The 21,761-nt window shown below is 39.8% G+C and carries 16 protein-coding genes and 1 pseudogene; 8 read left to right on the top strand and 9 right to left on the bottom strand.

Annotation, left to right across the window (positions count from 1 at the left end; genetic code table 11):
- The first annotated feature begins 17 nt into the window (after positions 1-17).
- The 5 genes from PSI14_RS07585 to PSI14_RS07605 all read left to right on the top strand — a co-directional run bounded on the left by PSI14_RS07585 (position 18) and on the right by PSI14_RS07605 (position 8,178).
- Positions 18-1,313 (top strand): MFS transporter, encoded by a 1,296-nt coding sequence (locus tag PSI14_RS07585; protein WP_273575341.1) that lies wholly within the window; start codon positions 18-20, stop codon positions 1,311-1,313.
- Between the two features lie 919 nt (positions 1,314-2,232).
- Positions 2,233-3,264 (top strand): ABC transporter substrate-binding protein, encoded by a 1,032-nt coding sequence (locus PSI14_RS07590; protein ID WP_273575343.1) that lies wholly within the window; start codon positions 2,233-2,235, stop codon positions 3,262-3,264.
- 109 nt (positions 3,265-3,373) lie between these two features.
- Positions 3,374-5,461, top strand: coding sequence for an ABC transporter permease (locus PSI14_RS07595; protein ID WP_273575344.1), 2,088 nt, complete (start codon positions 3,374-3,376; stop codon positions 5,459-5,461).
- Between the two features lie 15 nt (positions 5,462-5,476).
- Positions 5,477-6,532, top strand: a complete 1,056-nt coding sequence (fbpC, locus tag PSI14_RS07600) for a ferric ABC transporter ATP-binding protein (RefSeq protein ID WP_273575345.1) — start codon at positions 5,477-5,479, stop codon at positions 6,530-6,532.
- Positions 6,533-6,837: 305 nt separating this feature from the next.
- Positions 6,838-8,178 (top strand): MATE family efflux transporter, encoded by a 1,341-nt coding sequence (locus tag PSI14_RS07605; protein WP_273575346.1) that lies wholly within the window; start codon positions 6,838-6,840, stop codon positions 8,176-8,178.
- Positions 8,179-8,284: 106 nt separating this feature from the next.
- On the opposite strand, the gene PSI14_RS07610 is transcribed toward PSI14_RS07605, so the two are convergent.
- The 3 genes from PSI14_RS07610 to PSI14_RS07620 form a co-directional block, all read right to left on the bottom strand.
- Positions 8,285-8,944 (bottom strand): DUF799 domain-containing protein, encoded by a 660-nt coding sequence (locus PSI14_RS07610; protein WP_273575347.1) that lies wholly within the window; start codon positions 8,942-8,944, stop codon positions 8,285-8,287.
- Positions 8,944-9,300 (bottom strand): DUF4810 domain-containing protein, encoded by a 357-nt coding sequence (locus PSI14_RS07615; protein WP_273575348.1) that lies wholly within the window; start codon positions 9,298-9,300, stop codon positions 8,944-8,946. The genes PSI14_RS07610 and PSI14_RS07615 overlap by 1 nt, the downstream gene beginning before the upstream one ends.
- A gap of 70 nt (positions 9,301-9,370) precedes the next feature.
- Entirely contained in the window at positions 9,371-10,042 is a 672-nt protein-coding gene (locus tag PSI14_RS07620) for a CsgG/HfaB family protein (RefSeq protein ID WP_273575349.1), read from the bottom strand.
- Positions 10,043-11,092: 1,050 nt separating this feature from the next.
- Between PSI14_RS07620 and PSI14_RS07625 the strand changes: the two genes are divergently transcribed.
- Entirely contained in the window at positions 11,093-12,415 is a 1,323-nt protein-coding gene (locus PSI14_RS07625) for an SLC5/6 family protein (protein ID WP_273575350.1), read from the top strand.
- Positions 12,416-13,440: 1,025 nt separating this feature from the next.
- Positions 13,441-14,007: pseudogene (locus tag PSI14_RS07630) on the top strand (tyrosine-type DNA invertase); the annotation flags it as partial.
- A gap of 352 nt (positions 14,008-14,359) precedes the next feature.
- On the opposite strand, the gene yjiA reads toward PSI14_RS07630, so the two are convergent.
- From yjiA to map, 6 genes are all read right to left on the bottom strand, one after another.
- Positions 14,360-15,322 (bottom strand): GTPase, encoded by a 963-nt coding sequence (yjiA, locus tag PSI14_RS07635; RefSeq protein WP_273575352.1) that lies wholly within the window; start codon positions 15,320-15,322, stop codon positions 14,360-14,362.
- Positions 15,323-15,394: 72 nt separating this feature from the next.
- A complete protein-coding gene (locus PSI14_RS07640) occupies positions 15,395-15,598 on the bottom strand; it encodes a YbdD/YjiX family protein (RefSeq protein WP_047962587.1) in 204 nt (67 codons plus the stop codon).
- Between the two features lie 104 nt (positions 15,599-15,702).
- Positions 15,703-17,856 carry a carbon starvation CstA family protein gene (locus tag PSI14_RS07645; RefSeq protein WP_273575354.1) on the bottom strand — a complete coding sequence of 718 codons (2,154 nt, stop codon included), beginning with the start codon at positions 17,854-17,856 and terminating at the stop codon, positions 15,703-15,705.
- Between the two features lie 372 nt (positions 17,857-18,228).
- Positions 18,229-19,335 (bottom strand): phosphoethanolamine transferase, encoded by a 1,107-nt coding sequence (locus tag PSI14_RS07650; RefSeq protein ID WP_273575355.1) that lies wholly within the window; start codon positions 19,333-19,335, stop codon positions 18,229-18,231.
- The gene (locus tag PSI14_RS07655) at positions 19,332-19,820 is read right to left on the bottom strand and encodes a hypothetical protein (protein ID WP_273575356.1); all 489 of its coding nucleotides are present in this window, start codon (positions 19,818-19,820) and stop codon (positions 19,332-19,334) included. Before PSI14_RS07655 ends, PSI14_RS07650 begins: the two co-directional genes overlap by 4 nt.
- A 361-nt stretch (positions 19,821-20,181) precedes the next feature.
- The gene (gene map, locus PSI14_RS07660) at positions 20,182-20,991 is read right to left on the bottom strand and encodes a type I methionyl aminopeptidase (protein ID WP_273575357.1); all 810 of its coding nucleotides are present in this window, start codon (positions 20,989-20,991) and stop codon (positions 20,182-20,184) included.
- 143 nt (positions 20,992-21,134) lie between these two features.
- On the opposite strand from map, the gene PSI14_RS07665 reads away from it, so the two are divergent.
- Positions 21,135-21,440: an IS1096 element passenger TnpR family protein gene (locus PSI14_RS07665; RefSeq protein ID WP_273575359.1), complete on the top strand. Its 306-nt coding sequence runs from the start codon at positions 21,135-21,137 to the stop codon at positions 21,438-21,440.
- Positions 21,441-21,761: the final 321 nt, after the last annotated feature.

The following is a 21,761-nucleotide window of genomic DNA, read 5'->3' on the forward strand; positions in this document are numbered from 1 at the left end:
TTTTATGGAGACTTATTATGCAAGCCAATAGCAATGAACAAATTTCTCAAAATTATCGCTATTGGAGAAGCCACCTATTGATCTCAATGATTGTTGGTTATGCTGCATTTCAACTGACACGTAAAAGTTTGACCGTTGTCATCTATGAAATGCAAATAGAGCTAGCATTAAATAAAGATGATCTTGGTTGGATAACGAGCTTGTTTTATCTTGCTTATGGCTGTTCAAAATTTGTATCTGGTATTTTTCATGATAATACAGGCTATCGCTGGTTGATGGGTACAGGGTTATTAGCAACTGGAATACTCAATATTATCTTTACCTTTTGCTCATCGTTGACGGCCATATTGATTGTCTGGACACTAAATGGCTTCTTTCAAGGATGGGGATGGCCTCCCTGTGCACGGCTACTAACTCACTGGTATTCCCGTAATGAACGGGGGTTCTGGTGGGGATGCTGGAATACATCTATAAATATAAGTGGCATTCTTCTACCATTACTCTCTGCACTTTTGATGGCAGTCTATAGTTGGCGAGCTGCACTGCTGCTATCAGGCACTATTAGCATCATATTAGGAATCTGGCTATGCCGGAGGTTACCAGGAATACCTCAAGAGCATGGATTACCTAGTATTGGAACCTGGCGGCAAGATGCAACTGAACTGAGACAAGAACAGGCATCTCCACCAATGCCAATGATAAAAATTCTACAAGAAACTATTTTATTCAATCGTACTATTTGGCTTCTTGGCTGTTCCTATATCCTTGTGTACTTCATCAGAACCGCAATACATGACTGGGGATATATTTGGATATCAGAAAAATACGGGGAAAAATTATTTAGTATAAATGTCACTCTTGCACTGTTTGAATTAGGTGGCTTACTAGGTGCTCTTTGCTCAGGGTGGAGTACTGATCTGTTTTTTCGTAGCCAACGAGTTCCCATGATTTTACTATTCTCTATTGGGTTATTTTTTTCAGTTACGGCACTGTGGTTAGCTCCCATACAACACTATGTTTTACTATCTGTTTGCATTTTCAGTATCGGCTTTTTTGTTTTTGGTCCACAAATGTTAATTGGACTGGCAGCAACGGAATATTGCCATAAGAAAGCAGCAGGCACGGTCACTGGATATTTGGGACTATATGCTTACCTTAGTGCATCCCTTACTGGTTGGCCACTGAGTCAGATAATCAAGTACTATGACTGGTCAGGTATGTTTGCTTTACTTACTTTGGCAGCCGCATTAATGGGGCTATTACTCATGCCTCTATTGATAACTGATATTAACAAACACAATAAAAAACTTTAAAAGGCACTCCGTAATAAACATAGTAAAGACTCATTAATCATTCGATAGATTCATTAATCTATTCCATACAGTTTAAATACCCTATTTTACAACAACTTTGGTAGCTATTCCTCGCCCTAACGGGCGAGGTTTCTTATCACTATAGGCAACTACTCTACTCATATTCAAAGACTCTCACAGACAGATGTTAATAAATGATTGCAACAATGTTAATAAGGATTTTTTCTTATATGTTCTAAGCTTAACTAGTTAGATTGAATAATTTACAAAATATCTTTAATCTAGAAGATGATTATCTGTTTATCTACAATATGTCACTAAATATAATTTAGTTTATATTCTATGCTATTAAAAAAAGAAATTTCTTCTGAAATATGCCATCATTAACCTCTATGCCAGATATAAATTTTGTAATCCCTTCTCATTCAATACTACCTATGAGGTAAATAACATGAGAAATTTTCAACCAAGATAAATAATTATATAAACTGAGAAAATATATAACGGTTAAAACAATGATTGTTTTTTAACATCATAAGACATTGACAAAATTAATGAACAAGAAATGAACATTCAAAAGCAAAAATTAAAGTAGATTACAATCGGTTAAATATACGAAAAACAAAATAACATTATTGTAATTTACCTTTATGAAAAACAAATAAAATGAGTCAACCCAACTTTCTATTTAACATTATTCAATACACTAACCAATAAAAATAATTAATTAGAAATAATTAAAACTGTTATCTAGTTTGCAAAATCACCCTATTAATTTGCATAAATAAATTAACCTCATCATGATGCTTCATGAATGAATTGGCAGGACTCTATTTTTAAATTAACAATAAGAGTTTCGTTTATTAATATTCATATTAATCCACCCTAAAAAGAAATTTTTAAAGTAAGGACATCATTAATGAAACTCAATTATCTCTCTACCCTCATGGCTATAGGATTAACCGCTGCAACCTTAGCCAGCAATGCGAACGCAGCAGGTCGACTCACTGTTTATTGCAGTAGCACTAATGCCCTTTGCGAAACAGAAACGCGTGCCTTTGGTGAAAAATACAATATTAAAACTATATTTGTTCGCAATAATACAGGAAGTATATTAGCCAAAATTGAAGCAGAAAAACGCAACCCACAGGCAGATGTATGGTATGGAGGAACACTCGATCCCCACTCCCAAGCAGGTGAACTAAATCTCCTACAACCTTATAAATCACCAAATTTAGACCAAATCATGCCTCAGTTCCGCGATCCGGCAAAACGCAAAGGTAATTACACTTCTGCTGTCTATATGGGAATTCTGGGTTTCGGTGTGAATACAGAACGTTTGAAAGAAAAAAATCTGCCTATACCAACGTGCTGGAAAGATCTGACAAAGCCAGAATATAAAGGTGAAATCCAAATTGCAGATCCACAAAGCTCAGGTACATCCTACACAGCTCTGGCAACGTTTATCCAACTGTGGGGAGAATATGAGGCTTTCGGTTACCTGAAAAAATTAAACAATAATATTTCTCAATACACCAAATCAGGTATTGCCCCTGCTCGCAATACTGCACGTGGTGAAACAGCCATCGGAATTGGCTTTTTACATGATTACTCACTGGAAGTTGAAAATGGCGCACCAATGAAGCTAATTGCTCCCTGCGAAGGCACTGGATATGAAATTGGTGGTGTCAGCATCATCAAAAATGCCCGCAATGTGGATAACGCTAAATTATTTGTCGATTGGGTGCTGTCCAGAGAGGCGCAAGAGCTAAGTTGGAAGAAAGGCCAATCTTACCAAATCTTGACTAACACCACAGCAGAAGTATCCCCTATAACCCTGAACCCCGCAGAATTAAATCTCATCAATTATGACATGGAAAAATATGGCTCCAATAAGGTACGTAAGGAATTGATTAACAAATGGCTCACTGAAGTCAAAATGGAGCAATAAATTCTCTAATTATCAATAAAGTTCACTCAAGCAGCGAGCCATGAATATGTGCTCGCTAGCTGATAATACGATTTACATACTCTCATCATATAATTTTATTGGGGGAATTATGTCTCATACCCTTACCTTGCAGAAAAAGCAGGGTCGGGATTCTGTTTTCTGGTGGATTGTTCTGGCATGGTTGTCATTTGCCTTGCTGCCATCATGGAGTCTGGATTACGGCCTTTTTGATTCAACACTGGAAGAAATTCTGGCTGCTTACGGCTGGAGCTGCGTCAATATCAGCATATTGTGGTTCTTGCTACCATCAGTATTACTATTACGCTCACGATCTTCCAACGGTCGTAACAAGCATAACGCCCGTCAGCGCTATTATTTCGATGCGGGATATGCCTTGCTATGTGTACTGTTTATTATTGCCAGCGCAGCACTGACCGAACGTGGACTCGGTTATTCCATAGTTATCCTATTCATCTCATTGGGTGCAGTCGTTACCCTCGCTCTTACCCGTCTGGAATGGTTGGGTGGCGACAGTTTCGTCATTAGTTCTCTGGTTGCGATCATTGCATTGATTGGTGTATTTATTCTTTTCCCCAGCATCGCTATTTTTATACCTATGTTTAGGGATGAATCCGATCATTTCGCACCATTCGCATTTATATCAATACTCGGACAATCTCATATACTGAAAATCATTACCAATTCAGTGTTACTTTCCGTTGCAGTCGGTCTTGGCTGTACGTTCTTTGGTTTAATTCTGGCAATTTACACCACCAGAATCGCCAAACGATCAGCTATCATTGGTCGAGTATTTTCAATTCTGCCAATTGTAACGCCACCATTCGTTGTCGGGTTAGGTGTAACGTTAATGATGGGGCGTTCAGGTTACATCACTGAATTTCTGTCTACATGGTTTGGTTTGACCAACACAAACTGGTTATATGGCTTTACAGGGATCTGGATCGCCCAAGTACTAGCCTTTACGCCGATGGCATTTATGATCTTAGATGGTGCCATAAAGACTATTCATCCTTCCCTGGAAGAGGCTTCTTACACTCTGCGAGCTAATCGCTATCAAACTTTTTTCCATGTTTTTATACCCTTACTGAAACCCGCTCTCGCCAACGCCTTTTTGATTGTAATTGTCCAATCTCTGGCTGATTTCAGTAATCCGCTGGTTTTAGGAGGTAACTTTGACGTTCTGGCTACCCAGATTTATTTCTATATCGCAGGTTCACAGCTCGATTATCAGTCTGCCAGTACACTAGGGGCATCATTGCTGGTCTTCTCACTGTTAGTTTTCTGTGTTCAATATCTCTGGATTGGCAAACGTTCTTATGTCACGGTTTCCGGTAAATCTTACCGTGGTGATGTACAGCCTTTGCCAGTTTCACTAGTCTGGGGTATTTTCACTCTATTGTTTATTTGGGTGATATTCAATGTCCTGCTGTATGGCAGCATTTTCTATGGCAGTTTCACCGTCAATTGGGGGGTGGACTACACCCTGACACTGGATAATTTCATCAAACTGTTTGGTCAGGGAATGAGTGATGGTGCATGGCCTTCGCTGTTGGATACACTGCTGTATGCTGGCATCGCTGCTCCCATTACCGCCATTTTTGGTCTATTGATTGCCTATATCGTGGTACGTCAGCAATTCCGCGGTAAAAAAGTTATTGAGTTCACTACCATGCTCTGCTTTGCCGTTCCCGGTACAGTAGCAGGGATATCTTATCTTCTGGCTTTCAATAACGCGCCATTCTATATCACAGGTACAGCATTCATTATCATCATCTCCATGACGATGCGAAATGTACCTGTCGGCATTCGAGCCGGTATTGCCGGACTTGGGCAAATTGATAAATCGTTGGATGAAGCCTCGCTCAGCCTGCGGGCCGGTTCGATGAGAACAATTTTGCATATTCTGTTACCGCTCTTACGTCCCGCTATCTTATCCGCATTGGTTTACAGCTTTGTCCGCGCCATAACCACCGTCAGCGCCATCGTCTTTTTAGTAACACCTGACACTCGTGTGGCAACAGCCTATATCCTGAATCGCGTTGAAGATGGCGAGTATGGTTTAGCTATCGCGTATGGCTCCATTCTGATTGTGGTCATGCTAGCGGTTATTTTCTTATTTGACTATTTAGTTGGCGAAGCACGTGTTTCCCGCTCAAAAGCCAAAAATACCCAGTAATCACGGAGTGACTATATGACACAGCAACATTTTGTCGAATTAAAAAATGTGACCAAAAGATTCGGTAATAATACCGTGATCGACTCGTTGAATTTAGCCATTCCACAAGGGCATATGGTTACTTTGCTCGGACCATCTGGATGCGGTAAAACGACAGTGCTAAGGCTGGTGGCAGGGCTGGAAAAACCAACAGAAGGCAACATTTTCATTGATAGTGACAATGTTACCAACCGTTCTATTCAACAGAGGGATATTTGCATGGTATTTCAATCTTATGCCCTTTTTCCTCATATGTCATTAGGGGAAAACATCGGCTATGGGCTGAAAATGCTGGGGAGACCAAAAGCAGAGATCCGTCAACGCATCAGGGAAGCATTAGAATTGGTCGATTTGGATGGTTTTGAAAATCGCTATGTTGACCAAATATCCGGTGGTCAACAACAGCGTGTTGCTTTGGCGCGTGCGCTTATCCTCAAACCCAAAGTGCTACTATTCGATGAACCATTGAGTAACCTTGATGCCAACTTGCGCCGCAATATGCGTGAAAAAATTCGCGAGTTACAACAACAGTTTAATATCACCTCACTCTATGTCACACATGATCAAAGTGAAGCCTTTGCAGTTTCTGATACGGTTTTAGTTATGAATAAAGGCAAGATCATGCAGATGGGCGCACCAAAAACCTTGTATCGTCAGCCTGCTTCGAAATTTATGGCAAATTTTATGGGAGATGCCAATATTTTTCCGGCTACTCTAGGGAAAAATTATCTGGAAATCTTCCAATACCGCCTGCCCCGCCCAGATAATTTCGCTACAACGCAGGCATCAATTACCGTTGGCGTTCGTCCTGAGGCCATTACTCTGAACCAGCAAGGCAGTGAAAGCCAACGCTGCAAAGTAAATTATGTTGCGTATATGGGAGCACAATATGAAGTAACGGTTGACTGGCATGGACAAACGCTATTGCTGCAAATCAATGCCACCCAACTGCAACCAAAAATAGATGAGGATTATTATCTGGAAATTCACCCGATTGGGGTGTTTATTCTGGACGAAGAGACGCAAGGTTAAAGTTAGATCGGCATAAAATTATGCCCTGATTTTTTGTGTCAGGGCATAACAGATAAGCATCCATATAGAAACCAATTTACCTTATTTGTTAGAGTCTTTCCGGAGATAACTCCACAACACCAGACTCCCGCGTCCATTACCATCCGAGTTTTTTATCCAATTAAATCTTTCAGCAAACCAACGAGATAAATCACCTATTCTGCCTATCAACTCATCAATAAACCCTGTAAAATCATCTATGCTTTCTGGGTATGTCACACCGCAAAAAGACCATTCATTTCACTTCTAATAAATAGGTTTTACTAATGCATCAGTCTGATGTTGTTGATCGTTCACTTTTTTCATTAAGCTGGCCGATTTTCATTGATATCTTTCTGCATATGGCGACGTTATTAATCAATACGTACATGATCAGCCATATTTCTTCTTCTTACCTCGCCGCGATGGGGGTAGGTAATCATGTTTTTGATCTCTTTATTACAATTTTTAATTTCATTAGTGTAGGTTGCAGTGTTGTCATCGCACAATATTTAGGTTCAGGAAAACGCAATAAAGCCAGTGAGGCGATCCATATTTCTATTGCTTTTAATTCTGTGCTGGGTCTCTGTTGTGCGCTGATCACAGTGTTCTTCGGTTATAAAATCCTGTATATCATGAACCTGCCCGAAAATCTGATGGATGATGGGTTCGCTTATCTGCATGTTCTTGGTATCTGCCTGATACCCGAAGCGATTTCGATTATTCTGGCGGCCTGCTTGCGGGTTTACGGAAAATCGAAAGCAGCCATGTATGTCACGCTGATTGCTAACTTGCTCACCATTGTCGGCAATATGATCGTGCTGTATGGGTTCTTTGGGCTACCTCAATATGGGCTGGAAGGCGTAGCATGGTCTACAGTATTTGGTCGAGTTGTTGCGGTTATTCTGCTTTGTGGGTTGTTGTTCTGTAGTTTGAATATTAAGTTCGAATTTAAATTGCTCGTGCACTGGTCTAAGAGCATGTTGAGCAAAATTCTGCATATTGGCTTGCCCGCCGCCGGTGAAAACTTGGTGTGGATCCTGCAATATATGACTGCGCAGGCGTTTATCGGCCTGATGGGCGAAACATCTTTGGCCGCCCAAACGCTGTATTTCCAGTTATCTCTGTTCATTATGCTGTTTGGTATCTCTACCAGTATTGGCAATGAGATTATGGTTGGTCATCTTGTTGGGGCAAAACGCTTTGAAGATGCCTATATCCGGGGGCTAAAAAGCCTGCGAATTGGTGTCATTGTCACAGTAGGCGTCGTATTACCGTTCTGGATTTTCAGGGAACCACTTCTTAATGTCATGACGGAAGATAAGATGATTATTGAACTTCTTCTGCCATTGTTCCTACTTTCCGTCTTTTTGGAGCCGGGTCGTACCTTCAACATTGTAATGGTCAATGCCCTGCGTGCTTCCGGTGATGCCCGTTTCCCACTCTATACCGCACTGATTTGCATGTGGGGTATTTCCATTCCTCTCGGTTATTTCCTGGGAATCACTATGGGTATGGGAATCCTGGGGATCTGGATAGGATTCTTCTGCGATGAGTGGATACGTGGATTAGTAAACGCGTGGCGTTGGAAGTCTAAAAAGTGGCAAGCCAAGCGATTGGATATCTAATTCAGAAATAGCAGTAAAAAATAATAGCAGTAAAAAATAAATATAAAAAAATGCCGCGGATTTCTCTACGGCATTTTTATTTCAATTAAATCCTACCGTTTTTTTCTTATAACTTTTCTTTACCATAGAACTCTGAACGAGGGCCATACAGCAAGCGACCATATCCACCTGCATTTAACAAGCGATTACTGGTAATGCCTGCAATATCATGGCCTCTGTCCATAACGGTATTTGCAATCTGGGAGATGGCTGCTGATACCAGCATGCCGATCAAACCGCCACTGGAGTAATTGTCATTTTCTGTGGAAGATGCCGTTGCGAAACCACTCCACAGTTGTTTACCCGTGCGCAAATCCACCAGACGGGCTGTCGCACTGACGCGGGTATCACTGTTAATGATTTGGTATTGTGTACCGTATTGCGTGATATTCAGGTAAAGAGCGGAATCTGCACCAAATATATCATGCAATTTTTTGTAACTGATATTGTGAATATCCTGTGCTTCTGTTACGCCATTTTGGCGGAATGTTTCTTCAACCGCCGCAACGGGATAAACATAATAGCCAGATTCTGCCAACGGATAAGTCACTTGAGACAACAAACTGCCAGAAGCCTGCACTTCCACTGATTTATTTACGGCGGGCAAAACCAAAATGGATTTAGGTTTGCTTTCTCTCAGGGCTGAATAATCATACGGTTTATGTTCGGCACATCCTGTCAGTACCAGCAAAAATAAAGCACCAATCGCTGCCAGAAAACGGTTCATTATTTCACTCCCTTATTCTTGCTTAACAGAAAATCCATGTAAGGCGCAGATTCAGGAAATAGGCTTTTTTCTATCTCAAACTGCTGGAAGGCATTCTCAATATTGCCAATTTTGCTGTAAAGCAATCCCATTTGCGCGTGCAGACCGGGTGGAACAGGTTTATCTTTGGCCTTGGCTTGCTCGATAACTTTTTGCAATGCTTGAAGCTGTTCCTGTGGCCCCGTTTTATCCTGCTGGTAATATTGGTACAGGGTTGATTGATAATCACCCCACTCGTATATGGTCTTAGGGGCTTTTACACATCCAACCAATAATAGAGCTGCCAGCAGCATCCCCGTCTTTTTCATCAAAAACATACAAACATTTTCCCTAAAATATCTCACCAATTAATATTTAAAAAAGTAAAAAGTAAAAAGTAAAAAGTAATTAATTAGTTGGCTTCCATTCACCATTATCAATACCAGCTACCAGATCATTGATTGCTTCACGGATTGCCAGATCTAATACCTTGCCATTCAGAGTCGAGTCGTAGCTGGAAGTACCACCAAATCCAATGACTTCACGACTGGAAAGTTTATATTCCCCTGCTCCCGCTGAAGAAAAGACCACTTCAGAGGTTTCAACATTCACAACATTCAGCATCACTTTTGCATAAGCAACTTGTGACTTGCCACGTCCCAAAATGCCCCATAATTGATGATCGCCCACTTCTTTGCGACCAAACTCAGTCACGGAACCCGTAATAATGTAATTAGCCCCTTTCAATTTCTGAGCTTTACCCTGTAAACCCGCTTCCGCTTTTAACTCAGCCAAATTAGTGCGTTCCAATACGTTAAAACGAGCTGTTTGTTGTAAATGAGTTACAAGGATGGTTTTTGATTGGTTTCCTAAACGGTCAATGCCATCAGAGAAAATGCCATTTTGGTAGCTTGAACGGTTTTCGAATTTGCCCACTGCAATCGGGCTACGAATACCGGCATAAGTTGTTTTATAAGAAGTAACTTTTTGCACGGGAAGTGTTGATGATGATTCCGTTGCACAGCCAGCCAGCATGAGAGAAGCCAAACAAAGTGAGGCTAATGTGAGTTTGCTTTTCATTATTATATCTTCCTGAGTGAATGTTCAAATAAATCTGTTCGGTTTTTTATACAGCGGATACTGCTAACATAAAAACGAGGGGATAATAAATATTGTTACAGAAAAAGTCCATTTAATTAAAAAACAAGCCTTAGTCACAATCAGACAACAGACTGATTTTTAAGAATTTAAAAGGTAATTTATTGAGTGATTATCAGGCAGCTTAATTTCAATCTCAGGCACTAGTTAAAAATAAAAAATATTGCGAATCTTCTTAATGAATAAGCCTTATTTCGCAAAGTTATTTTGGATGATGATTAATTTGGAATAACTATCGATTTAGTATAGTTATAAATATCAAGTTACATCTAAAAATATTTATATTCCGCAAAAATTCACTTAAATCAAAATATAAATCATGAATATTGGAAATAAAAATAAGTATATAAATATTTATTCTAAGCTCTTAAGAACCTCTGCTAACTACTACCCACAAAAACCATAGTAAAAGAGGGTTTATTGATTTATCTTCATTTCCAGTCGGAAGGCCGGGATGAAAATATACATCACACTATTTCACTAGCAAAAAACTCTAGATTAATATACTGAGTTACATCATAATATTAGCAATAAAAAGGATTTAATACTGACAAGGTGTTTTGAATTGATACAAATGTGATAAAGCACGCAACTTTTCTTTCTGGTTGTTTCAATGGTTAATATCACAAATATTCACAACACCTTCGCAAAGAGAATTAATTTCATTGTTTATCAAAATGATACAAAGCACCAATTTTCTTTTTTGCCCAGTCTCCCTTTGCAATTTCTCATTGAGAACAATAAATGGCGATTTCTTCTTTATGAAGGAATTGTTCTCTCAAAAACTGTAATAGATGGAATGTTTAGGGGAATTTTTTTCCTTGAAATCATTTACTGTCAGCACACGATAACTCCTGACTAAAAAAGTGGTTACTTAGTAGGCATAGTTATTTTTCGGTGTTTTACGTGATGCATTTCTTCCTCTACCTGTTCAATACTATTACAGCACCAAAGATGTAAGCGAGAGCTATTATGAAAACAGCAACAAAAAACAATGACACGCCATACCTATCCTCATCGGCCAAACGTGCCAACATGACGGAAGCAGAATGGAAAAAAGCAATAAAATTCGACCATACCGATACTGGCTGGATCATTATGAGTATTGGCATGGCAATCGGGGCCGGAATTGTTTTCTTGCCTGTTGAGGTTGGGTTAATGGGATTGTGGGTTTTCCTGCTTTCTTCCATTATTGGTTATCCCGCCATGTATCTTTTTCAGCGACTCTTCATCAATACTCTCGCAGAATCGCCAGAATGCAAAGATTATCCCAGTGTCATCAGTGGCTATCTTGGTAAGAACTGGGGCATTCTGTTAGGCATACTCTACTTCATTATGCTGGTGATCTGGATGTTTGTTTATTCCACCGCCATAACCAATGATAGTGCTTCTTACCTGAAAACATTTGGAGTCACCGATGAATTAATGTCAAAAAATCCACTATATGGGTTGGCGCTAATTTGTGTGCTGGTTGCGATTTCATCTCGTGGGGAACGATTGCTGTTCAAAGTATCCAGCCTGATGGTCATAACAAAGCTATTTGTTGTCGCGGTATTGGGGATTTCCATGATCGGTATGTGGCATCTTTACAATATTGGGGCATTGCCTCCCTTCGGTCTATTGATCAAAAAAGCCATTATCACATTGCCTTTTACACTTACATCTATCCTGTTTATCCAAACACTCAGCCCAATGGTGATTTCTTACCGCAATCGAGAGAAAAACCGTGAAGTTGCCCGTCATAAGGCGCTGAGAGCTATGAATATTGCCTTTGGTGTCCTGTTTTGTACGGTATTTTTCTATGCCATCTCTTTTACACTGGCAATGGGACACGAGGAAGCGATCAAAGCCTATGAACAGAATATTTCAGCACTGGCCATTGCCGCTCAGTTTTTTCCCGGTGGTTGGGTGATTATCGTCAGTATCATGCTCAATATCTTTGCTGTGATGACTGCATTTTTTGGTGTTTATCTCGGATTTCGCGAAGCCAGCCAAGGAATTGCCATGAATATTCTTAGTCGCCTGATGCCTATCGAAAAAATCAATGAAAAGTGGGTTCAAAAAGGCATTATGGTTTTTGCCATCTTATTGGCATGGAGCGCCATTATCCTCAATGCGCCGGTGTTGAGCTTTACTTCTATCTGTAGCCCAATATTTGGCATCGTTGGCTGCCTCATTCCTGCCTATTTGGTTTACAAAGTTCCCAGTTTGCACCATTACAAGGGGATATCTCTCATTTTGATCATCTTTACCGGGATCTTGTTATGCGTTTCCCCTTTTCTGGCCTTCTCCTGACATAAAGAGCTATCCATTATAAGAGCTATCCATTATAAGAGCCATCCATTATAAGAACGATCCATTATAAAAGCTCCATCATAAGCGCTATCCAAGTGCCCCAAAGCCAATATCGAAAAAGGCCTCATTTAAGAAGGTAATATTTAATAAATTTAATGTGTAAGAAGAGCGATACTTGAGAAGATCATTGAGATTATGGCGCACCAAGTCAGTTTTTCCTAAATAAGCAAATAAGGCCAATAAATTTCTTTTTGCAGTTTTTTGGCCTTAATCAAATCATATTCCGCATACTTCCTTCATAAAATAATCATTTTAATGATGGTTCGATATTTTATTAATCATGAAAAATATCTGTTTAAGTAAATTTCATAAATTAAACAAAAAACGATGAATTTCTTAAACTAAACATCAAAATAATAAACATTATTAACTATAATATAACGAGCCAAATGACCTTTCTAAACAGGTTTATTACACCAAATATAATCATATTAACAACACATTACACCAATAACACTTCCAAAAATGCGTAAAAAACCAGTAAAACACTAAAATTTTAATCATAATTTCATTTACATGATAAAAATAGATGATTTTTAGTCAATTACGATGCATTATGTAAACGGCTTAGATAAATCATTTACTTTTTTCGCTAAATGCAGTAAAAATATAAAGTTAGCACACCAAAAAAGAATGTTAGAAGAATAAAAAACTAGGAACTAAACCAAGCCAAATGATTAGTTGCAAAGTTCGATAAGGTTGACTTTATGTATGGAATTCTATTTATGAATGTCTCATTCTATGTATCAGAGCCACATAACACGTATCTATAAGTTTCAATTAGTATTTCTATTAAAAACAAGACGAATAAAAGAAGAAAAATTTTTCTAGTTGCGGCATTCCAATTAAATAAATTTAATATTTTTCCAATCGCATTCAAAAAATACTAATGGCTTATTGTATTCGATTGGCTTAAATAATTTGCTATTCACAATTAATCTCTCTGATTTCATAGGAATGATAATTTCATGAAGCAACGTAAATTTTTAACCCGATACGAAATAGACGCAATTTTGGCAGAAACAAAACAAGGACGTCACGCAGAACGGGATTACTGCATGCTATTAATGTGTTTTATTCACGGCTTTAGGGTAAGTGAGCTATGTAATTTATGTCTATCTGATCTCGATCTAAATTCAGCGATCATTCATATCAGACGGTTAAAAGGCGGGCTTTCAACCACACACCCTTTAATTCCAGAGGAAATTGTAGCATTGAAAAAATGGCTAAACATTCGTCAAAAATGGCGGGAAGCCGATTCTCCGTGGGTATTTCTCTCCCAAAAATCCGGCCCTGTTTCACGACAACAAGTTTATGCATTATTGAAACGTTATGGGAAGCAGGCATCGGTCAGTGTTTCTCCACATCCACATATGTTAAGGCATGCCTGTGGTTATGCATTGGCCGATCTTGGTCGTGATACTCGCTTGATTCAAGATTATCTCGGGCACCGTAATATTTCACATACCGTGATTTATACCGCCAGTAATGTGAAACGTTTCTCCAGAATTTGGGAGTTCCCCTCTAAATAACTGTGTTATTTTTTCTGCTGTTTTCACTAACATGACCTGTTATCGCAATAATCTCCACAAATTAATTAGTGGAGATTGCCACTAGATAAAATAAATTATTATTTTTTACGTATAACACTCTCAATTTGTGAATAAGTTTTATTTTTATTGTTTTATATTTGTTAATTCATCAAGGAATGCTTTACCGAAATTTAAACTTAACAGGTGAATATATAAAATAAGTTTCTATTTAAACTTGTTAAACTTGAGCAGCGAATTTATATAAATGATTTCACTGCTCAGTAAAGAATAAAAAACAGTCAATGAAATATAACAAGAAAATGATTACTCAGATCATCATCTATAATGCTCATTATTTTCCGAGCAGCTCCGCAAATTTTTCACGGATTTTCTGTTCAGGCAGCTCCATGCCAATGAAAACCAGCACACTTTCGCGTACTTCATCATCACGCCATTCTCTGTCCCAATCTGCGCTATACAGACGCTGAACTCCCTGAAACAGCAATCGACGAGTCTCCTCTTTGATAGCAAGAATTCCTTTGTAACGCAGCAGGCTATCCGCGAAATTCAGCAATAGCTCTTCCATCAGGTTAGAAACTTCTGACAGCTCAACGGGATGTGATAAGTTAATGACAATTGACTGGATCGAGTTTTGTTGTTTAGGCATAAATCGAAATACAGGAGCAGAAACCGTCAGTTTATCATTCAACATAAAGCCTTCGATATCAAACAGTAAGCCTAAATCGGCTTCACCTTGAATGACTTTATGAATAGGTGCTCTGGCATTGATTCGTTGCAAACGTTCAACTAAGGCATCGTGTACCGGAGCAACATCTGTTTTCGTTAAAATGATCCTATCTGCGTATCCCACCTGCGCCTGTGCAATGGAAAAACGATCTAATTGTTGTTCCACATGGACAGCATCCACCAGCGTGATAATGCCATCAAGTAAAAAACGCTGGCACAAAACTTCATGAGAAAAGAAAGTTTGTGTAATCGGGCCGGGATCAGCCATACCGGTACATTCAATAATCAGTCGATCAAAGTAGATCTGCCCTTTATCCATGCTATCCAGCAAATCCAATAATGCATCTTCCAACTCATTTGAACGGCTACAACAGATACATCCGTTGCTTAATGTCTTAATCTGAGTTGCTCGATCGCCAATCAATTCATTATCAATAGGGACTTCACCAAATTCATTTTCGATGACGGCTATTTTATAACCGTGATTGGCATTGAGGATATGACGCAGCAGCGTCGTTTTACCTGATCCCAAAAAACCGGTCAGGATCGTGACTGATATTGGTTGCATTTTCGTTTCCCGATGCTCATTAACTGCTGAATAATTTCTACTGATTTAGCCGCTTTTCTAATAACAGTTTCTCTAACAACAGCGCATACCGCCTTTTCCATCACCACCATAGCGAGCATTCTGGCGTTCGCGAAAAAACTCTTCATAGGTCATATAAGGTTTATCCGGGTGGTTTTCCTTCATGTGCTGTACATAGGTGTCATAGTCAGGAACTCCCACCAACATACGGGCAGCCTGCCCCAGATATTTGCCTGCCCGACCAAGATTACCAAACATAAATTGCCCTCCAAAAAATACCCCACATAATACAAAGTTGATTATGTGGGGTATAGCAGTTACTGATACAGAATGATTTAGCTGATATCAGTTTAAGGATCATATCAGTGCGTAGAAGAGACTTTTACTCCACCTTCCGGAACTGGAACATAAGGCGTTTCATTATCGGTACGCTCCGGATTTCTGCTGGCTTTTATCGCCGTTTTGATACCATAGATAATGATGCTATACACCACCACCAGGAACAAAAGACTTAAACCTGCATTGGTGTAGTTGTTCACAACAATGTGATTCATGTTACTGATTTGCTCAGCAGTCAATTCCGCTCCACCTTCTGCAATCCGCTGCTTATACTCTTTCGCAAGGAAGAAGAAGCCTTCAAGCCGTGGGTTATCGCTGAATAATTTCAGCCCCAGCGCCCATGTAGTACAAATCAATAACCAAACTGCAGGAATAACCGTTACCCAAATATATTGAGTGCGTTTCATCTTGATCAGCACAACCGTGCCCAATACCAACGCGACAGCGGCCAACATCTGGTTGGAGATACCAAACAGCGGCCACAGGCTCTTAACACCGCCCAATGGATCAACCACACCCTGATACAGCAAATAACCCCATAGTCCTACACAACCTGCTGTACCAATGATGCCCGCTATCAGGGAATCTGTTTTTTTCAGGAATGGAACAAAGTTACCCAAGAGATCCTGCAACATGAAACGACCGGAGCGTGTACCTGCGTCCAGCGCCGTCAGGATGAACAGGGCTTCAAACAGAATACCGAAGTGATACCAGAAACCCATATCTGCCGCAGGTATAATCTGATGGAATACGTAGGCAATTCCTACCGCCAAGGTTGGCGCTCCCCCAGCCCGGTTCAGGACAGATGGTTCACCAATGTCTTTTGCTGTTTGCAGAATTTGATCTGGCGAAATCACAAAGCCCCAAGAGCTTACAGTTGCTGCCGCATGAGTTGTTACTTCTTTCAAAGAATCCATAATCATCGGTGCTTCGGCAGTACCCAAGTTATGCAGGTCAGGCATGGTAATACCCAACGCTGCCGGAGGGGTATTCATGGCAAAATACAGGCCCGGCTCAATGATGGATGCGGCCACCAGTGCCATGATCGCCACAAATGATTCCATCAACATCGCACCATAACCAATGAAACGTGCATCTTTTTCATTTGCCAACAATTTAGGTGTCGTTCCCGAAGAGATCAGGGCATGGAAACCAGACACCGCACCACAAGCAATAGTAATGAACAAGAATGGGAACAACGTTCCTTTCCAAACCGGCCCTGTGCCATCAATATACTGTGTGACGGCTGGCATTTTCAGCTCAGGGTTCAGAATGACAATCCCAATCGCAAGACCAACAATTACCCCAATCTTCAGGAAAGTTGCCAGATAGTCACGTGGAGCCAAAATAAGCCAAACTGGCAATAATGCAGAGATAAAGGCGTAACCGATCAGCGCATAAGTGATGGTGGTATCTTTGAAAGTCAGCGCTGGTCCCCAGTAAGGGTCTGCTGCGACAACACCACCAAACCAAATGGCAGCAATCAGCATGAGAATCCCAATCACGGAAACTTCACCCACACGACCCGGACGGATATATCGCATGTAGATCCCCATGAAAAGCGCAATCGGCACTGTTGAGCAAACAGTGAATACGCCCCACGGGCTTTCTGCCAGTGCTTTCACGACGATTAACGCCAATACCGCCAGAATAATGATCATGATTAAGAAGCAACCAAACAGGGCAATTGTTCCCGGCACACGCCCCATTTCTTCTTTGACTATCTCACCCAGTGATGCCCCATTGCGGCGTGAGGAGATAAACAGCACTATAAAGTCCTGCACTGCCCCGGCAAGTACAACCCCTGCCAATAACCACAATGTTCCCGGCAGATAACCAACCTGTGCCGCCAATACCGGCCCTACCAATGGGCCAGCCCCTGCAATGGCGGCAAAGTGGTGGCCAAACAGGACATTTTTGTTGGTGGGAACATAGTTCAAACCGTCATTATTGACGACCGCAGGCGTTGCTCGCGTAGCATCCAACTTCATCACCTTAGTGGCGATATAAAGGCTGTAATACCGATAAGCAACCAAGTAAACCGCAACGGAAGCGACGATGATCCACAAAGCACTAATGTGTTCTCCCCGACGCAGCGCAACAACCCCAAGGCAGGATGCGCCAATTATCCCCAATATCATCCAGGGGATATGCTTTAAGAATTTATTATTGTTCATAAAACTTCCTTTCCATAGTAAGACGAACAGCAAATCATTATTAAATTTTTACTTTCTACTCCATAAACCGGCTATCTATAGCCGGAAAGAAGTGATACTCATATAAAGGTAATACCCATATAAAAAAATAATACCCATATAAAGGTATGTACTCCTCGTCACACTGCACCATGATATAAAACTCTTTCTGGTAAGACTGGGAAGATCTAGGCCAGCGGTTGAATACTGCATTAAGCGGTCAAAATCCATCAATCAATGGTTCACACACATAAAACATGCAGCAAATTTTGTGATATCAGTCACTTACCCAATAGATTTCAAAATTGCAGTGCAATCAAAAAAGCTACCATTTGAAAGACAAAGGTATATTTATCAATCGAAGTTAATGGCATCATCCTGCAATTGATTAAAATCTTTATATTCGTTACTAAATGAAATCACTGTATGCTGGTTCTGGCACTTTTGATTGGAAAACCAATCACATTTGGATACCAAACGAGATTCCTCAATACCCAACCATGTGGATAACATAGGCAATAGATTCAGACCGCTGCGGTGAGCATCTATTATATTTTTGTTGGAATGGTTTTTGTCAGAACGGTTTTTGTCAGAATAGTCGTAACCAGTGATAATAAAAGGAACTTGATAGTTCTGCTTATTAGCATCGTCATGGGTCAGGTTTTCACTATCGCTGTTCTTATTCACAAATGACAAACCATGATCCGCAAAGTAGAGCATTGTCCAGTGCAATTGATTTTTGTTGGCAATATTTTCAATATCAGCCAGCAGGCGATCCGTATTGTGGATGCTCTGGAGATAACATGAAATATTCTTGGAATGAAAATAGGTGCTGTACTTCTCATCAGTTCTGGCACAAGGTTGTGGATGCGAACCCATTAAGTGAATAACAATCAGCTTTTTCTTCTGTTCATTCTTCACTAATGCCTTACGAATATAAGGCAATAAATTTTCATCCGGCATATAACTGCGATCATCTGAATTACCTTCTTTTAGAAAAGTATAATGATTGGCCTGCTGCCCAATCAGCGCTACAGGAGAATCAAAGCCTCCTTTCATTCCCTGATTAGACAACCAGTAAGTTTCAAATCCCGCTTTTTTCGCCAGCGAAACAATACTGTTGTTCAATTGAATTTCATTTGCTTCACGAACCGCCAGAGAGTTAGTCAGCGATAGTTGTGTTGACGGTGCCGCAGAAATGTAGTTGGTTAACACTGTCGCATTCACTTTGTCCAACCAAGGGGTATTTTTATCCGGGAACCCATAGGAATTCATAAAATCTTTTCGGACACTTTCACCAATAACCATTATATATGTGTCATATTTTTCTTCTTTCACCACTGGCTGCCAGTCATCCCTATATTGGATAATCTTGGCAAACCGGTTATTTTCTGACATGACTTTCTGGTAGCTTCGATAGGTATCAGTGAAGAAGCGAATCTCCGGTAAACTGATATTCAAAAGTTCCGAACTATCTTCACAAAACCCGATTTTATATACCCTTTGGCTGGCGACCAGAAAGCCGAGATGAAAAACAGGGCCAATAATCCCTTTTTACTTTTACCTGATAAGGTGATATTTAGCTTAAACGCAAATATCATCAGAACAAAAATGGCTATGACCGTTAAATAAGTTGAAATCGAAAGCCCGCTAATATACTCCGCTGTTTCATTCCTATTTGTATAGATTAATGATCCCACCGCATTGACATCTGGATAACCGTAATTGAGGCCAATTGGGGTGTAGAGTATCCCCACCAGAGAGAAAAAAGCGATCAAAAAGATATATACTCGTTTACTTGTTGCGACCAAAAATAAAAAGAGTGCAAAGGCACTGAAGACATATATCAGTTTTAATTGATACCCCAAACATTTATGTATAAGAAAAATAAGAGAAAAAAGAACAATAAAACAAGAGGAATTCTTGTTTTTATAAAACCAAGACATAATCACCCTGTCATTTCAAATAGCCGTAGCTAAATTTCTATTTAGTAAATTCATTTTAAGTAAATTCATTGTGTTTGAACAAAACCCTACCCATAGATTTTGTTCAAAAATCCAACATACAATCATTGTAGCCAAACTTGAGGATGAGGGTAAGTTTACCTGATTTCACTAATCAATAATCCGATTGATTTCACAAAGAAAGTTTTTTCTTTTAAAGAGCATTTTGCAAACTATTGCCCGATTTTGACGATTTTGCATTATAAAGAAAAAGATTTATTTAATGGCAAAATAAAACCCAATACCGTATAACACAGAATCAGGTTTAGTTATTACACAATTTTATTACGCAATAAATAGTGAGCTATTGGCTGGTTGACAAGTAATGTTCAAAAGCCTCACGTTCTTCATCCCGCAGAGTCAATACTTCAAAACCATCACAAGTTACCAGGATAGTATGCTCAAACTGAGCCGATAACCGGCGATCTTTAGTCGTTACTGTCCAGCCATCTTTATGCAGCTTAACATCCTTTTTGCCTTGGTTAATCATAGGTTCAATAGTGAAAGTCATCCCCTCTTCCAAGATGATACCTTCTCCCGCCTTACCGTAATGCAGAACTTGTGGCTCCTCATGCATGCTGCGACCAATGCCATGACCACAATATTCACGCACTACTGTGTAATTATTTGCTTCGGCATGCTGCTGTATCGTATGACCGATATCCCCCAGAGTGATTCCCGGCTTAACGATCTTAATCGCCTTATATAGACACTCTTGAGTCACATTGACCAAACGCTTGGCGTGAGATGGCACATCACCGACACAAAATGTAATGCTGCTATCGCCGTAATATCCCTCTTTTTTGACGGTGACATCCACATTAACGATATCTCCATTTTTCAACCTCTTTTCCGAAGGCCAACCATGACAAACAACGTGATTTACTGACGTATTGACCGTATAAGGAAAACCATATTGCCCTAAGCTGCCCGGTATCGCATCAAGGGTATTGATAATGTAATCATGGCAAAATGAATCAATTTCAAGGGTCGTAATACCTGGCACGATAATCGAACGAACAGCTTCAAGCACCTGACCAGTCAAGCGCCCCGCTATTTCCATCTTTTTTATTTCGTCCATACCTTTTATCAGTATTCCGTTGTTTCTCGTCATATTGTTTTTTCTCTTAATTTTAGTTATGTAGGTTCCTTTTTAATAATGCACTTACATTCGTTAACAACTCAAGCCAATGTTTATCTCAAATTTGTCTAAAAAAGTTCATATTCCAATATAAATCCCTTCATACTATAATTTCAGTGGACAAAAACCGTCCTACTTTTCTTACGACTCATCAATTAAAAATTTCCTGCCTTGATGGTCAACAAGCCTGTCCGCCAGAAGATTCCGGTGGTACATATGGCTATATTGATCTAATCAATATTATCAACGATCCAAGCCATGAAGATTATCTGGAAATGTTTAAATGGATTAATGGCAAATCTGATGTTTCCCCCGATAAAATTTTTTCCCCTGAAAAATTCAATATGCTTCCTTCTAACGTGATATTCATTGATGGAATCTCCAGAGTATATGCGGCTTTGACATCCGCTCAGGGCGATTAGCAAATTAAAGCACGCCCGCCTAATGTCAATATATAAGCTCTTTTAGGTTGGGGACGATTAACAAACAACAAATTTCAGCCAGTTGAGTTAAAAAAGCATAATGTCACGATGATAAGGATTAAATCGAGCCGCTTCGCAATCCTGCTGAATAGTGAAAAAATCTGATACATTCCTGCGAGTATTCCTGCTAACCTAACGACAAAATCTTCCTAATCGAATCCACAGATGAATCACACAGATTATCAGTGATAAGATAGCGTTTTCGCCCAGGATGAGGTTCATTAGCATTCCATCCTTAGCTGATTATATTTAGGTTTTGTC

Origin of the sequence: Xenorhabdus anantnagensis, from assembly GCF_028598555.1 — a bacterium.
GTDB classification, from domain to species: Bacteria; Pseudomonadota; Gammaproteobacteria; order Enterobacterales; family Enterobacteriaceae; genus Xenorhabdus; species Xenorhabdus anantnagensis.

What these genes read in the sequence shown, in the direction of transcription:
- PSI14_RS07585 (WP_273575341.1), top strand. Translation starts at nt 18, where the DNA reads ATGCAAGCCAATAGCAATGAACAAATTTCTCAAAATTATCGCTATTGG.
- PSI14_RS07590 (WP_273575343.1), top strand. Translation starts at nt 2,233, where the DNA reads ATGAAACTCAATTATCTCTCTACCCTCATGGCTATAGGATTAACCGCT.
- PSI14_RS07595 (WP_273575344.1), top strand. Translation starts at nt 3,374, where the DNA reads ATGTCTCATACCCTTACCTTGCAGAAAAAGCAGGGTCGGGATTCTGTT.
- fbpC (WP_273575345.1), top strand. Translation starts at nt 5,477, where the DNA reads ATGACACAGCAACATTTTGTCGAATTAAAAAATGTGACCAAAAGATTC.
- PSI14_RS07605 (WP_273575346.1), top strand. Translation starts at nt 6,838, where the DNA reads ATGCATCAGTCTGATGTTGTTGATCGTTCACTTTTTTCATTAAGCTGG.
- PSI14_RS07610 (WP_273575347.1), bottom strand. Translation starts at nt 8,944, where the DNA reads ATGAACCGTTTTCTGGCAGCGATTGGTGCTTTATTTTTGCTGGTACTG.
- PSI14_RS07615 (WP_273575348.1), bottom strand. Translation starts at nt 9,300, where the DNA reads ATGTTTTTGATGAAAAAGACGGGGATGCTGCTGGCAGCTCTATTATTG.
- PSI14_RS07620 (WP_273575349.1), bottom strand. Translation starts at nt 10,042, where the DNA reads ATGAAAAGCAAACTCACATTAGCCTCACTTTGTTTGGCTTCTCTCATG.
- PSI14_RS07625 (WP_273575350.1), top strand. Translation starts at nt 11,093, where the DNA reads ATGAAAACAGCAACAAAAAACAATGACACGCCATACCTATCCTCATCG.
- yjiA (WP_273575352.1), bottom strand. Translation starts at nt 15,322, where the DNA reads ATGCAACCAATATCAGTCACGATCCTGACCGGTTTTTTGGGATCAGGT.
- PSI14_RS07640 (WP_047962587.1), bottom strand. Translation starts at nt 15,598, where the DNA reads ATGTTTGGTAATCTTGGTCGGGCAGGCAAATATCTGGGGCAGGCTGCC.
- PSI14_RS07645 (WP_273575354.1), bottom strand. Translation starts at nt 17,856, where the DNA reads ATGAACAATAATAAATTCTTAAAGCATATCCCCTGGATGATATTGGGG.
- PSI14_RS07655 (WP_273575356.1), bottom strand. Translation starts at nt 19,820, where the DNA reads ATGTCTTGGTTTTATAAAAACAAGAATTCCTCTTGTTTTATTGTTCTT.
- map (WP_273575357.1), bottom strand. Translation starts at nt 20,991, where the DNA reads ATGACGAGAAACAACGGAATACTGATAAAAGGTATGGACGAAATAAAA.